The 13,484-nt window shown below is 62.9% G+C and carries 16 protein-coding genes and 1 pseudogene; 13 read left to right on the top strand and 4 right to left on the bottom strand.

All coding sequences use genetic code 11. The features are described 5' to 3' along the window. Positions 1-322: 322 nt before the first annotated feature. Together JWJ88_RS14910 and JWJ88_RS14905 are read left to right on the top strand one after the other, a co-directional pair. On the top strand, positions 323-1,582 hold the full coding sequence (locus tag JWJ88_RS14910) for a site-specific DNA-methyltransferase (RefSeq protein ID WP_205296557.1): 1,260 nt from the start codon (positions 323-325) through the stop codon (positions 1,580-1,582). Further along, positions 1,579-2,913 carry a site-specific DNA-methyltransferase gene (locus tag JWJ88_RS14905; RefSeq protein ID WP_205296556.1) on the top strand — a complete coding sequence of 445 codons (1,335 nt, stop codon included), beginning with the start codon at positions 1,579-1,581 and terminating at the stop codon, positions 2,911-2,913. The genes JWJ88_RS14910 and JWJ88_RS14905 overlap by 4 nt, the downstream gene beginning before the upstream one ends. Here the strand turns inward: JWJ88_RS14905 and JWJ88_RS14900 are convergent. The 4 genes from JWJ88_RS14900 to JWJ88_RS14885 are packed head-to-tail and all read right to left on the bottom strand — an operon-like array spanning position 2,902 to position 4,534. Then, positions 2,902-3,459, bottom strand: coding sequence for a hypothetical protein (locus JWJ88_RS14900; RefSeq protein ID WP_205296555.1), 558 nt, complete (start codon positions 3,457-3,459; stop codon positions 2,902-2,904). The genes JWJ88_RS14905 and JWJ88_RS14900 overlap by 12 nt on opposite strands. Positions 3,460-3,501: 42 nt before the next feature. Next, the gene (locus tag JWJ88_RS14895) at positions 3,502-4,047 is read right to left on the bottom strand and encodes a DUF3489 domain-containing protein (RefSeq protein WP_205296554.1); all 546 of its coding nucleotides are present in this window, start codon (positions 4,045-4,047) and stop codon (positions 3,502-3,504) included. 9 nt (positions 4,048-4,056) lie between these two features. Next, on the bottom strand, positions 4,057-4,281 hold the full coding sequence (locus JWJ88_RS14890; RefSeq protein WP_205296553.1) for a hypothetical protein: 225 nt from the start codon (positions 4,279-4,281) through the stop codon (positions 4,057-4,059). Then, positions 4,271-4,534, bottom strand: coding sequence for a hypothetical protein (locus JWJ88_RS14885; RefSeq protein ID WP_205296552.1), 264 nt, complete (start codon positions 4,532-4,534; stop codon positions 4,271-4,273). The genes JWJ88_RS14890 and JWJ88_RS14885 overlap by 11 nt, the downstream gene beginning before the upstream one ends. A gap of 118 nt (positions 4,535-4,652) precedes the next feature. On the opposite strand from JWJ88_RS14885, the gene JWJ88_RS14880 reads away from it, so the two are divergent. The 11 genes and pseudogenes from JWJ88_RS14880 (at position 4,653) to JWJ88_RS14835 (ending at position 13,481) form a co-directional block, all read left to right on the top strand. Further along, positions 4,653-5,189 (top strand): hypothetical protein, encoded by a 537-nt coding sequence (locus JWJ88_RS14880; RefSeq protein WP_205296866.1) that lies wholly within the window; start codon positions 4,653-4,655, stop codon positions 5,187-5,189. After that, a pseudogene (locus JWJ88_RS14875) lies at positions 5,137-5,967 on the top strand (phage terminase large subunit family protein); the annotation flags it as partial. The gene JWJ88_RS14880 and the pseudogene JWJ88_RS14875, both read left to right, overlap by 53 nt. Then, positions 5,937-6,137: a phage head-tail joining protein gene (locus JWJ88_RS21820; RefSeq protein WP_240200369.1), complete on the top strand. Its 201-nt coding sequence runs from the start codon at positions 5,937-5,939 to the stop codon at positions 6,135-6,137. The pseudogene JWJ88_RS14875 and the gene JWJ88_RS21820, both read left to right, overlap by 31 nt. Before the next feature lie 3 nt (positions 6,138-6,140). Continuing rightward, the gene (locus JWJ88_RS14870) at positions 6,141-7,652 is read left to right on the top strand and encodes a phage portal protein (RefSeq protein WP_205296551.1); all 1,512 of its coding nucleotides are present in this window, start codon (positions 6,141-6,143) and stop codon (positions 7,650-7,652) included. Further along, positions 7,652-8,959 carry a S49 family peptidase gene (locus JWJ88_RS14865; protein WP_205296865.1) on the top strand — a complete coding sequence of 436 codons (1,308 nt, stop codon included), beginning with the start codon at positions 7,652-7,654 and terminating at the stop codon, positions 8,957-8,959. The genes JWJ88_RS14870 and JWJ88_RS14865 overlap by 1 nt, the downstream gene beginning before the upstream one ends. Positions 8,960-9,012: 53 nt before the next feature. Beyond that, on the top strand, positions 9,013-9,393 hold the full coding sequence (locus JWJ88_RS14860; RefSeq protein WP_074555924.1) for a head decoration protein: 381 nt from the start codon (positions 9,013-9,015) through the stop codon (positions 9,391-9,393). Positions 9,394-9,419: 26 nt separating this feature from the next. Next, complete coding sequence (locus tag JWJ88_RS14855; RefSeq protein WP_205296550.1) at positions 9,420-10,442, top strand: major capsid protein; 1,023 nt, start codon at positions 9,420-9,422, stop codon at positions 10,440-10,442. Positions 10,443-10,448: 6 nt separating this feature from the next. Then, positions 10,449-10,763 carry a head-tail joining protein gene (locus JWJ88_RS14850; RefSeq protein ID WP_205296549.1) on the top strand — a complete coding sequence of 105 codons (315 nt, stop codon included), beginning with the start codon at positions 10,449-10,451 and terminating at the stop codon, positions 10,761-10,763. Continuing rightward, complete coding sequence (locus tag JWJ88_RS14845; RefSeq protein WP_205296548.1) at positions 10,760-11,392, top strand: DUF6441 family protein; 633 nt, start codon at positions 10,760-10,762, stop codon at positions 11,390-11,392. Before JWJ88_RS14850 ends, JWJ88_RS14845 begins: the two co-directional genes overlap by 4 nt. A gap of 556 nt (positions 11,393-11,948) precedes the next feature. Further along, positions 11,949-12,725, top strand: a complete 777-nt coding sequence (locus tag JWJ88_RS14840) for a hypothetical protein (RefSeq protein WP_205296547.1) — start codon at positions 11,949-11,951, stop codon at positions 12,723-12,725. Positions 12,726-13,058: 333 nt separating this feature from the next. Further along, a complete protein-coding gene (locus tag JWJ88_RS14835; RefSeq protein ID WP_205296546.1) occupies positions 13,059-13,481 on the top strand; it encodes an acyl-CoA transferase in 423 nt (140 codons plus the stop codon). Positions 13,482-13,484: the final 3 nt, after the last annotated feature.

Below are 13,484 nucleotides of genomic sequence, written 5' to 3'. Positions count from 1 at the left end.
CGACTCATTATCAAGGGCTTGCGGAATCACGATCTTGGCGCGCTGGATTCTTTGCGGAATCCAGGGAAGCCAGTTTGCGGAAGCCACCTTGCCGGACGCCAGCCAGCGGAAGCTACTTGCAGGGAAGCTATTGAATCTGCGTGCATTTTTCATTTGACAAAGCTGCCCCCCTTGACCTACCCATTGATCATCGAAGAATTGCGCCCGGAGGAACCCCCTCGCGGGCGTTTTTGATTTTCCCACATCGCGGATCCTGATCCTGACGCTGGCATCGCCCAGCGCGCATCGGCATGTCCGCTCTACCCCACATGAAAGCCACCCGATGGACCTGGTCTTTGCGCCGAGCCAGATTGAAACCTGGCCGATCGACAGGCTGCGCCCCTATGCGCGCAATGCCAAGATCCACGGCACGGACCAGGTCGCCAAGATCGCCGCCAGCATGGCCAAGTTCGGCTGGACCGTGCCGTGCCTTGTGGCCGACGATGGTGAACTGATCGCCGGGCATGGCCGGGTGTTGGCCGCGATCATGTTGGGGCTGACCGACGTACCGGTGATCCGGCTCGGCCACCTCGACGAAGCCGAGCGCCGGGCTTACCGGATCGCGGACAACAAGCTGACCGAGCTGGGCGAATGGGACGAGGCGATGCTGCGCGACGAGATCGCGGGGCTATTGGCCGAGGATTTTGACCTGTCGCTTCTCGGGATCACCGACGAAGATCTGGACGCCCTGCTGCGCGAACCGGATCAGGCAGAAGGCGGTGCAATCGAGGGTGAGGACGACATCCCCGAACCGCCGGTCACGCCGACGTCGGTGGCGGGTGACCTTTGGCAGCTGGGGTCGCACCGGCTGATCTGCGGTGACAGCACCTCCGCTGATGTGGTCGCGCGCCTGCTAGGCGATGTTCGCCCACTGCTGATGATCACTGATCCACCCTATGGCGTGGAATACGATCCCTCCTGGCGCAACCAGGCGGGCGCGGCCAACACCAAACGCACCGGCAAGGTGCTGAATGATGACCGGGCCGACTGGCGCGAGGTCTGGGCGCTATTCCCTGGCGACGTGGCTTATGTCTGGCACGGCGCGCTGCACTCCTCGACCGTTGCCGAAAGTCTGGTTGCGGCGGGTTTCGCTGTGCGGTCGCAGATCATCTGGGCCAAGGATCGGTTGGTGCTGAGCCGCGGCGATTACCACTGGCAGCATGAACCCTGTTGGTATGCGGTCAAGAAGACCGGCAAGGGTCATTGGGCTGGCGACCGGAAGCAGACCACGCTCTGGCAAATTTCCGGCAAAGACCAAGACGCCGCCACCGTCCACGGCACGCAAAAACCTGTCGAATGCATGCGCCGCCCGATCCTGAACAATTCCAACCCCGGGCAGGCGGTGTTTGAACCCTTCATGGGATCCGGTACCACGCTGATCGCAGCAGAAGCCACGGGCCGTGTCTGCTTCGGGATCGAGTTGAACCCGGCCTATGTCGATGTAGCCATCGAGCGCTGGCAGTCCTTCACCGGTGCAAATGCCGTTCTGGCCGACACCGGAGAAACCTTCGCCGAGCTGAAGGCCAAGAGGCTGACGGCATGAACGCGCCCCTGCTGCCGGGCCGCATCGAGCATTGGCCGCTCGCGCGGCTGAAACCTTACGCCCGCAACGCCAAGACCCACGACGCCGATCAGGTGTCCAAGATCGCCGCCAGCATGGCCGAGTTCGGCTGGACGGTGCCGGTGTTGGTGGCGGCCGACGGGGAATTGATCGCTGGCCATGGTCGCATCCTCGCCGCCGCGCACCTCGGGCTGTCCGAAGCCCCGGTGATCGTGCTGGGCCATTTGACCGAGGCGCAGCGTCGGGCCTATCGCATCGCGGACAATAAACTGACCGAGCTGGGCGGCTGGGACGAGGCCCTTCTGCTGCAGGAACTGCAGGCGCTGCTGGCCGAGGATTTCGACCTCGGGCTGATTGGGATTCCGGAGGATGAACTGGACGCCCTGCTGCACGCGGGCGACGACGACAGGGCGTTGATCGACGACGATGCGGCCGATGTCATCCCCGCCCCACCTGCCGAACCCATCACCAAGCCGGGCGACATCTGGGCGCTGGGCAAGCACCGGCTTTGCTGCGGCGACGCCACCGATCCGGCCGCTGTCGCCAGGCTGATGCAGGGCGATCAGGCGACGCTGATGTTCACCTCGCCGCCCTACGCCCAGCAGCGCGACTATGGCGCGGCCAAAGAAAAGGTCGGCGATTGGGATGCGCTGATGAAAGGCGTGTTCACCGCAGCGCCGGTCACAGCGGACGCGCAGCTCTTGATCAACCTCGGCCTCGTGCATCGCGACAGCGAATGGCAACCCTATTGGGAAGGATGGGTGGAATGGATGCGCGCCTCTGGGTGGCGACGGTTTGGCTGGTATGTCTGGGACCAGGGGCCGGGCTTGCCGGGCGATTGGAACGGCCGCCTGGCCCCGTCGCACGAGTTCATTTTCCACTTCAACCGCAGCCCTCGCAAGCCCCACAAGACCGTCCCGTCCAAGCACGCGGGCGAAACTTTGGGCGGCGGTGGGCTGCGCGGGGCCGACGGCACCGTCCACGCCAAGACCGGCACCGGCAACGCGATCCAGAGCCACCGCATTACGGACTCCGTGTTCCGCATCATGCGGCACAAGGGCGGGCTCGGCGCGGCCGGATCGCACCCAGCCGTATTCCCCGTGGCGCTGGTCGAGGCGGTGCTGACCGCGTTCAGCGATCCGGGCGACCTGATCTACGAACCGTTCTGCGGCTCCGGCACCCAGATCGTCGCCGCCGAACGCGCTGGGCGGAGCTGCTATGCGATGGAACTGGACCCGGCCTATTGCGACGTTGCTGTGCGGCGATGGGAGATGGTGACCGGTAAAGAAGCGTCTTTGCTCTTATTCAGTTGATGAGGCGGAACGCAACATCGCCTTGACCCGAGACGTTTGATCGCGAGCCACCAAGAATGGAATTCGATCAGCTCTGCAGAAATTTGCATACCTAAGACGATGATTTCCACCAGCCACGACCAACTTCCCGTCATGAACGGCAATCAATGGAGGCGTAACAGGAAGGCCGTGGCACCAACGAAACGCGATCACCGCCGTCTTGGATCTGTAGGTCTGCAACCAAGGATCGGCTTCGATCCATTCACGTCCAAGCAGATTTTCACATATTTCGCTAGTGGTGGTAAAGAGGACCGTGTGCTCGGCGTGATTGAATTCGCTGACCTTCAAGCCGTCACCGGCGAGGTGGAAGTTTCCTGGGTCGAAGTCCCAAACTGGACAGGGACGGAGCAGGCGGTTGGCCTTCGACCTGCACCACTCGGCCGCGAGTTTCCCCTCCTTTAGGCGTTCCAATTCACGCTTTTCATCCAGCTTCCCTTCAATGATTTGGATCGATACTGCTGCGGGCAGGCCCTGTGTCGTCAACCGATTAAAATGCTCGATATCCATTCATTGTCTCAAATCCAGAGGACCGCATGATGCCAACCGTCCTCAAGGCAGAACTTCAGGGATCCGGTATACCCTTCCCCGCACCTCATCCTTCTCCGAGCTAACCTCGAGGCCAAGTTTCTTCTTCAGCGCCCCGGCCATCGCGCCGCGCACGGTGTGACCGAGCCAACCGGTGGCGGCCATGATCTCCTCGATGGTCGCCCCATCGGATCGCCGGAGCATGGCGATCAGCGTGGCTTGCTTGGTGCCCTCCCGGATCACCGGCACCTTGGGCGCGGGCGCCTCAGTGGCATGCTTGCCGATTGTAACCACCGCCTTGACCGCCACCGGCTCGATCCCGATGGCCAGCAGACCGGCGTCAGTGACCACCAGCGTCGTGCCATGGCCATCGCCAGTCTCGCGCCAGAGCGGTTCGTTGCGCCGCAGGTTGGCGTCGACCTCCTGCAGCCAGCCGTGTTCGATCATCTTGGTCACGGCCATCTTCGCCGCCGCCCCGGCCAGCCCCTTGGGCAGCGGTAGGGCGATGTTTTCGGGGCGCTGGGCCCCAGCGCTGAGGATGATGGTCTGGGTTTCTGTCAGTTTGGTCATGGCGTTCCCCTATTGGTCGTTAGTGGCAAGGAAGGCGGTGATGCGCGCCATCAGGTCGTTGTGGCCATCAGCATCCGTGCCGATGATCACGTCCCCGTCGTCGTCGCGGTCCACATCGGCGATCTCACGCAGCAGCGCGATGGCCTCGTCGCAGGCGGCCAGTCGCTTTGCCTCCCATTCGGCGGTGATGGCATCCTGTTCGATCTGGTGGCGCTGGGCGGGATCAAGCGGCATGATCGCCCTCCTTGAACGCGGCGTCGGTGATCTGGCGCAACAGGCTGGCATAGTGGTTCAGGGTGCCGACGTGGCCCCAGTTGATCCCGTCGGGGTGGGTCTCGAAGTGATCGTCGCTCAGGGCCTTCAGGCGCTCCAGCATGGCGTCGATCTGGAACTTGGCGGTCATGAAGGCATCGAGGGCGTTCGAACGGTTCCTCGAACCGGTGGCGGAACCGGTCTCACTATTGTCGGTCGCGCGGCGGGTGGTCATGGCGTGGTCGTCCTTCGGTGAGTTGCATCGTTCTGGTGCTATCAGAATCGCTCTTGTCCGAAGTGTAATCAACTGAATAACAAGCAATTTCATTGCTTTAGGCGTGGCGGGCAACAGCATGGAAGGTATGTCCGAGCGGGAGTATTCCGCCCATTCCGGCCTCTCTCGCGGGGCGATCCAGAAGGCCCGAAAAGCCAGTCGGCTGGTGGTTTACAGCGACGGGTCGATCAACGCGGCTGCTTCTGATGTACGCCGCGCCGACATGACCGACCCGGACCAGCAACGACGCAGCACTGGCGGCGATAGTGGGTTCAGCGGTCCCGCAGACAGCTCGTCCTATCTGAAGGCCCGCACCGCGCTGACAGTCTACCAGGCGCAGGACAAGCAGCTTGGCATCCAGAAGAAGAAGGGCACGCTGGTCGACCGGGCCCGGGCGGAAGCACTGGTGTTCCGGTTGGCCCGACAGGAACGCGATACTTGGGTCACTTGGCCCAACAGAGTCGCGGCGTTGATGGCGGCCGAAGTGGCCTTGGGAGTGGAGAAACAAACCGGAACGCCGGTGATCATCGAGGCCGCGATCCTGCAGAGGGTGTTGGAAGCCCATGTCAGACAGCACCTCGACGACCTCGCCGATCTCCGAGTTTCCCTCGGATAGCGATGATCTGACCGCAGACCAGCTGACAGACGGGCTCGACCTCGGCTTTGACGGGGCCGAGGACATCCTGCGCTCCTGGCGCAAGGGGATGCGTCCCGATCCGGACCTGACAGTGTCGGAATGGGCGGATGAACATCGCTGGCTGTCCTCCCGCGGTGCGGCCGAACCGGGGCGCTACCGCACGGCCCGTGCGCCCTATCTGCGCGAGATCATGGATACGCTGTCGCCGCGTCACCCGGCGCAGCGTGTGACCTTCATGAAGGCGGCACAGGTCGGGGCCACAGAGGCGGGCAACAACTGGATCGGCTTCGTGATCCACCATGCGCCGGGGCCGATGCTGGCAGTATTGCCATCCCTGGAACTGGCGAAGCGCACGTCGCGCGGTCGTCTTGATCCGCTGATCGCGGACAGCGCGGCCCTGCGCGAACGGGTGAACCCGGCCCGGTCCCGCGACGCGGGCAACTCGATGCTGTCGAAGGAATTCCCCGGCGGCATCCTGGTGCTGACCGGTGCCAACAGCGCCACCGGCCTGCGGTCCATGCCTGCGCGCTACATCTTTCTCGACGAAGTCGACGCCTATCCAGCTTCTGCTGACGAGGAAGGTGATCCGGTCACGCTGGCGGAAGCGCGGACCACCACCTTCTCGCACCGGCGCAAGGTGTTCATGGTCTCGACTCCGACGATCCGGGGATTGTCCCGCATTGAACGGGAGTTTGATGCCAGCGATCAGCGCCGGTATTTCGTGCCCTGCGCGCCCTGTTGGCAGCACTTCAGGAGGCGCGTTACGCGGGCGTCCGGTCAGTCAGCTATGACGGCAAATCGATCAACTATGGCTCGGACGCGGAACTCGCGAACGCCATCAGCGATCTGGAAACCCGGATCGCCACCGCCACGACCGGAACGCCCCGGCGCCGCCGCTGGGGCACTGTGGCCTCGAAGGGCTTGTGATCCATGGCGTTCGAGGCTTTCCGCCAGCGCATCGGCAGCATCATCGGCGGGTTTGACGCGGCTCAGGCCCACCGGCGGCTTCGGGGTTTCCGCGCCAGCCGCGCGCATGTGAACACCCTGATCGCCGCCTCGGGCGACACGATCACCGCCCGGGCGCGCTGGCTGGTCCGCAACAACGGCTATGCCGCAAACGCGGTGGAGAGCTTCGCGAGCAATGTCGTCGGCGATGGCATCAAGCCTTCGTCGACCATCGCGGATGCCGCCAAGAAGGAAGAGCTGCAGGCGCTTTGGCTGGCCTGGACCGACGATGCCGATGCCGAGGGCCTGACGGATTTCTACGGCTTGCAGCGGCGGGCGGCGCGTGAGGTATTTCTGTCTGGCGAGGTGTTCATCCGCATCCGGCCGCGCCGGGCAGAAGATGGTCTGACCGTGCCTCTGCAACTGCAGATGCTGCCCGCAGAAATGCTGCCCTTGGATACTAACCGCACCTTGCCCGGTGCCGGTCGGATCCGTCAGGGCATCGAGTTTGACGGTATCGGCCGACGTGTTGCCTATCATTTCCTGCGCCGCCATCCGGGCGATCTGACCGATCCTGGCCTCGCGGGCGAAACCGTCCGCGTTCCGGCTGGCGATGTGATCCATGTCCTCGACCCCGTAGAGGCTGGCCAGCTGCGCGGCGTGTCGCGGTTCGCGGCCGCCATCGTCAAGCTGTTCACGCTGGACCTATACGACGACGCCGAACTGGAGCGGAAGAAGATCGCGGCGATGTTCGCGATGTTCATCACCTCGCCCGCCCCGGAAACCCCGCTGGAACCAACCGAGGAGGATCTTGAGGTCGAACCGGGACAGGTGGTGCGGCTGGATCCCGGCGAGGACGTATCGACTCCGGCGACGCCAGACTCGGGCGGCACTTACGAGCCGTTCCAGTATCGCACCCTGCTGCAAATCGCGGCCGCGCTGGGCGTGCCCTATGGCTATCTGACCGGCGACACGGCGAAGGGGAACTTCTCCAACACGCGGATCAGTTTGATCGAATTCCGGCGCCGCATCTCGGCCTGGCAACATGGCGTGCTGGTCTATCAGCTCTGCCGCGCCGTCTGGGTGCGCTGGATGGACACCGCCGTGCTGTCGGGCGTGCTGGACCTGCCCGGCTATGACAGCCAGCGACGGCAATATCAGGCCTGCGCCTGGCTCCCGACCAAGTGGGACTGGATCGACCCGATGAAGGACGCCTCGGCAGAGATCCTGCAGATCGAGGCGGGCCTGAAGTCTCGGACGCAAGCCTTGGCCGAGCGGGGATACGACGCCGAGCAGGTCGACCGCGAAATCGCCGCCGAACGCAAACGGGAAGCGGCGCTGGGCCTTGACTTCCGGCGGCCGGGATCCCCGGCGCAGGGGCCCGGCGCGGTTACCGGCAATGATGATGACAGTGACGGCGAAGATCAGCGCGCCAACAACGACGAACAGGATGCGGGCGACGAATCCGCGAAACCCGACACAAAGGAAGGCGCATGATGCACCACGCTCAGATCGCCCAGCGCGCTTTCAACACGCCGTTGATGGTGGACCCCGCCAAGGCGCTGGCATTCTTGTCTGGATTAGGTCCGCGCATTGCCGGGCAGGAGATCAGCTTCCAAGGGCTGGCGGTGGAAGCCGATGACCAGACTGCCGCCAGTTTGCCCGCCCGGGCATCGCTGTTCGGGAACGATCTGGCCCAGCGCCACCAGCGGAACGGCAGCCAACCTTATACCTTGGTGGATGGCATCGCAGTGATCGAGATTGCCGGGACGCTGGTGCATCGCGGAGCCTGGATCGGGCAGTCCTCGGGCCTGACCTCCTATGAGGGCATCGCCGCACAGCTGCAGGTGGCCTTGGCCGATCCCGGTGTGCGTGGCATCGCACTGGACATCGACAGCTTCGGTGGCGAGGTAGCCGGGGCGTTCGACCTGGCAGATCGCATTCGGGCGGCACGATTGCAAAAACCGGTGCAAGCGTTCGTGGCAGAACATGCTCTGTCGGCTGGCTATGTCCTCGCCTCCCAAGCCGAGCGCATCATCCTTCCGCGCACCGGTGCTGTCGGCAGCATCGGCGTCGTGGCGCTGCACACCGATATGAGCGGTGCCCTCGACCAAAAGGGGATCGCGGTCACGCTGATCCACGCCGGTGCCCGCAAGATCGACGCGAACCCCTATCAGCCGCTGCCCGAAGCGGTGCACGACCAGATGCAGCGCGAACTGGAGGTCGTGCGCTTCCTCTTCGCGGAAACTGTCGCTGCCGGTCGTGAGGATCGCCTGACACAGACAGCAGCACTGGCCACCGAAGCGGCCGTGTTCCGCGGCGCCGACGCCATCGCCGCCGGTCTGGCCGACGATCTGGCAGATCCCGTCACTGCCTTCCACGCCTTCGCCGCCGCAACCCGCGGCACCACTTCCCCCAGCAGAAAGGGTCCACAGATGACCACCACGCCTGAAACTCCCATCGAAACGCCTGCACCTGTCGCATCAGCCCCTGCAGTCCCGCCTGTGGATGCTGCCACCACTGCGAAGAATCCGGCCACGATGACCGCAGACTCCATTCGCGCCGAAGCCGCCGAGGTGGCGCAGGTTTGCGCGCAGGCTGCCCGGCTCGGCGTGATCATCGACGCCGCCGATGCGGTTACCAAGGGGCTGAAGCCTGAAGCCTTGCGTGCCCGCGTGCTGGCCGACCTTGCCGCCCGCAGCGATGCCGCTGGCATCATCGCCTCCGCCCCGGCCGCAGCTGCCACCAAAGACAGCCCGATCATCGCTGCCGCCAAGAAGGCCGCGACCGACGCCAAGCGCTGAACCAGCGCCTGCATCCCTCACCTGCCCCATCCCCAAACCATGGAGACTGACCAATGCCCGTCCTGACGGAACCGCCCAGCATGGGCGATGTCCTCAAATATGAGGTCAACCCGAACTACACCCGCGAGGTGGTCACGTTGCTGATCGGTACCTCCTACCCCTCCGGTGCCGTCCTCGGCCGCATCACCGCCAGTGGCAAATACACCCTGTCCGCCGCAACCGGGGCCGATGGCGCGCAGGTCGCCGTCGCGGTCCTGCTTTATCCGGTCAATGCCACGTTGGCCGACGCCACCGGTATCGTCGTCGCCCGGGGCCCCTCGATCGTGTCGCGCGCTGGCCTGGCCTATGAGGGCACCGTCAACGACGCGGCCAAGATCACCGCCAAGATCGGCCAGCTTGCCGCCGTCGGCATCATCGCCCGCGACGGCGTCTGATCCCCCTTCATCCCCCGGAGCACCCCATGACCATCGTTCGCAATCCTTTTGACGCTGGCGGCTACTCGCTGGCCGAGATGACGCAGGCCATCAACATCCTGCCCAACCTCTACACCCGCCTCGGCCAGATCGGCCTCTTCCGCTTCGAGGGCGTCACCCAACGGTCGGTGATCATCGAGCAATACGAGGGCGTGCTGAACCTGCTACCCTCGGTTCCGCTGGGCGGTCCCGCTACCGTCGGAACGCGCGAGGGGCGCTCGATGCGCAGCTTCGCGCTGCCGTGGATCCCGCATGACGATGTCATCCTGCCTAGCGACATTCAGGGCCAACCCGCGCTGGGCGCCTTCGATGCGGCCGATCCCTTGGTCGAGGTGATGAACCGCAAGCTGCAACTGATGCGCCGCAAGCACGCCCAGACCCGCGAATACATGGAGATGAACGCGCTGCGCGGCATCGTGAAGGACGGGGCCGGGACGACCCTCTACAACTACTTCACCGAATTCGGGCTGGCGCAAATCTCGGTCGATTTCCTGCTGGGCACGGCAGGAACCCTCGTCCAAAGCAAGGTTCGCGAGGTTTTGCGGGCAATCGAAGACAACCTCCTCGGCGAAAGCATGTCCGACGTGCATGCCCTCGTCAGCCGGGAATTCTTCGACAAGCTGATCGCGCATCCCAAGACCGAGGAGGCGTACAAGTTCTACGCCGCCACCGGCGCGCAGCCCCTGCGCCAGGATGTCCGCCGCAACTTCCCCTTCGCAGGCATCGTGTTCGAGGAATACGCGGGCACCGTCACTCTCTCGACCAAGGCCACCGAACGGCTGGTTCCCGCGAGCGAAGGCATCGCGTTCCCTTTGGGCACGATGGACACCTTCACCACCTACGGCGGCCCGGCCAACCTGCTGGAGGCGGCGAACACCCTCGGCCTGCCGCTCTATGCCCGCCAGCATCTCGACGAAAAGGGCCGCTGGATCGACCTGATGACGGAAGCCTCGATCCTGCCAGTGAACAAGCGGCCGCGCATCGCGATCCGCATTCACACCTCGAACTGACCGGCCATGAACGTCTTCGTCGCTGCCATGGACCGCATCTATGCCAACCCCTCCATGGCGGCGGCCGCTGTCTGGATTTCCGCCACCAAATCAGAGGAACGCCCCATCCGCGTCATCCGCCGTGCCCCGGATCGCATCACCGAATTCGGCGCTGGGCGGTTTGTCAGTGACACCATGATGGTGGACGTCCGCGTCTCCGACCTGCCCGATCCCCGCCCCGGCGATCTGATCGTGATCGGGGCCGACAGCTTCACCATTCAGGGCGAACCGGTGCGCGACCGTGAACGCCTGATCTGGGCGCTGGACCTGCGCCCATCATGAAGCTGAAGATTGCGTTCGATCCCGACCTCGTCGCGCTGATGCAGGCCGAAATCGCCGCCGGGGAGAAGGCAGTGTCCGCCGTCATGCGCGAAGCTAGCACCTCCCTGAAATCCGCCTGGCGCGGCCAGATCACTGGTGCTGGCCTCGGCACGCGGCTGGGCAACAGCATCCGCCTCGCCAGCTTCCCCAAATCCGGCGACAGCCTGAACGCGGCCGCGCTGGTCTGGTCCAACGCGCCGGTGATCATCAGCGCGCATGACACCGGGCCACTGATCCGCTCCAAGGACGGGTTCTGGCTGGCCATCCCCACCCCAGCCGCAGGTAAAAGCACGAGAGGCGGCCGGATCACCCCCGGCGAATGGGAACGCCGCACCGGCCTGCGCCTGCGGTTCATCTACCGCCGCCGGGGGCCAAGCCTGCTGGTAGCCGAAGGGCGGTTGAATTCCAAAGGACGGGCAGTGGCGTCCAGATCGAAGACCGGGCGCGGCGTGGCGACCGTCCCGATCTTCCTGCTGGTGCAACAGGTCAAACTGCGCAAGCGACTGGATCTGAAGCAGGAGGCTGAACGGGTGGTGGACGGCGTGCCGGAGTTGATTGTGGCGAGATGGGGACAGGGCAAGTTGGACTGACATCTGAAATGCGGACCAAGCAGTCACAGCCGATCGAAATCAATGACGTCCTAAGACTATGCTTGGCTTCTGATGAAGGCCAGTTCTGATAGCCTGCGTCACGATGGGGGTGACGACAAGGCGCCCGTCATGTGTTAAGTTCAGTCGTGTTTTCTTCTTGGCCGTGGAGGGATGATTCTTGGCTGCTTCGCCGCAAAGAAGGGTACTACCGGTCATAGATGGTATGGCTGTCCCGCTAGGCGACTTCGCTCAAAATATCGAGGTTAGGGCCAAGTCGTTAGGGCCTGGCTTTTGTGCCGTCCGTTTCGAGGCCGGGGAGGCTTCTCCGTTCGAGTTTCATGCCCCTCCCTTGGTATGGGGTAAGTGGCTTGAAATACCTTACGGATTCATCGGTGCAGGCACTATAACTTTGAGCTTCACTATTCTTTGCGACACCGGTGCCTTAGGAGAAGTGAGATTCTATTAGCGTGATCTATCCCGATATCTGCCTGTCATCCAAACAGAAGCATACGGATTTGTGCATTTAGCCACAGGTCCTCTAGACAGAGGAGACGACATGACCTTCAGACCACATAACTCACCAGACAGAGTAAACCCGCAAACAGTCGAAAATCTCAATCCTGGCGAGATCATAACCATAAAAATTGATATGCATAAGGGACGATACAGATCAGCGGATAAGGATCTTAATGAACCTGTGTTCTACGAGGCTCCACCAGGCATCGTCATCTATGACCATGACATCGTCCATACCGGAAATAATTCGGCAACGTGGTGGGTAAAGACGGTGCAGGCCGGAGCAATTTCTTTCGAGCACGGCGTTGCAGCCAAGCTGTCCGAGAAGATCAAAGAAGGAATGTTAGGAGGCAAGTTAACCTGGAAAGGTGCCAAACTTTTTGAAGGCGATGCATCGGCGAATTATTCAAATTTTCTCAAGGAGTTCAGCGCACTTTACCGTTTCCGAGCTCATACAAATTCAAGCATTCACTTTCGATGGAATATCAGGACGAAACGTGGACGATACGGCGCTTGGATAGACTCTCTCGCATATGTTAGATTGATGCGAGTCAATACTACACTTGATGCCGCACGTGCCCTTCAGGTGATCGAATTCGCCCTTGCGTCCGGGACCACTGAAGACCTTTTCTCCCTAATGGAAAATGTTTTGGGCGGCAAGAAGACGGCAAAAGAGTTGGATTTTCAGCCAGACGAGGTTGATCCCGACTTGGAGCCTGATCTTGAGGTTGATACTGAGGTGCCGCCATCTAGGGACATTTGCCATGACGCGCCGATCCCTGATACGCCAGAACCGATCAGCCAAAACGAAGGCTAATCCAGATTTAGCAGAACTATCATGGCCACCAGCTGCAGCGCTTTTGGGGGGCTGCTAAAAGCACACTGACGCGATTCTTTGTCCAGTCGCTGCGCGGCCCCCAGATCTTCAATTGCGGCCTGCTTCGGGTGGCTCGCAGTTTCGTTCGGCTGTTCCACCATGAACGCCGTGGTACAGCGTTATGTGTATTCTCGATTACGATTGGGCATCTGCCACCTCCTGACCCTTGCGCATTACTGGGCTGATCCGATAGGCAAGGGTTCTATTCTGGCATATCCGTACGCGATAGGCTCCAATCTGCCTTCGGCAAAGCCTCAAACTTGAGAGCGAAGCATGCCAACCACCCGCGAAACAATCCTCGCCGCGCTGCACGCGCGGCTGCAGCCGCTTGCCGCCCTCACCTTGCGAGACGAAGTTCTGCCTGAGCGGATCCCCGCGGAGGGGCTAATCATACTGCGCGACGGCCAGCCGGGAGAGCCGGATGTGACGCTGTCGCCCCTGCGTTACCACTATCAGCACCGGGCCGAATTGGAGGTTGTCGTCCAAGCGGGCACTGGCCGGGCCAGCGTCTTCGACACCCTGATTGCCGCCATCGGCACCGCGCTGGAAACCGACCGCACGCTAGGCGGCCTCTGCGATTGGGTCGAAGCCGAAGCCCCGGCGTCTGTCGACCTGCCCATCGAGGGCGCGGCGGCGCTGAAGGCGGCGGTCATCACCGTCGTGTTGCACTACACCACAACCGGCCCCCTGGCCTGACAC

Origin of the sequence: Paracoccus methylovorus, from assembly GCF_016919705.1 — a bacterium.
GTDB lineage: Bacteria > Pseudomonadota > Alphaproteobacteria > Rhodobacterales > Rhodobacteraceae > Paracoccus > Paracoccus methylovorus.
Note: the sequence above shows the minus strand (reverse complement) of the source record. Positions and strands in the feature narration are given on the sequence as shown.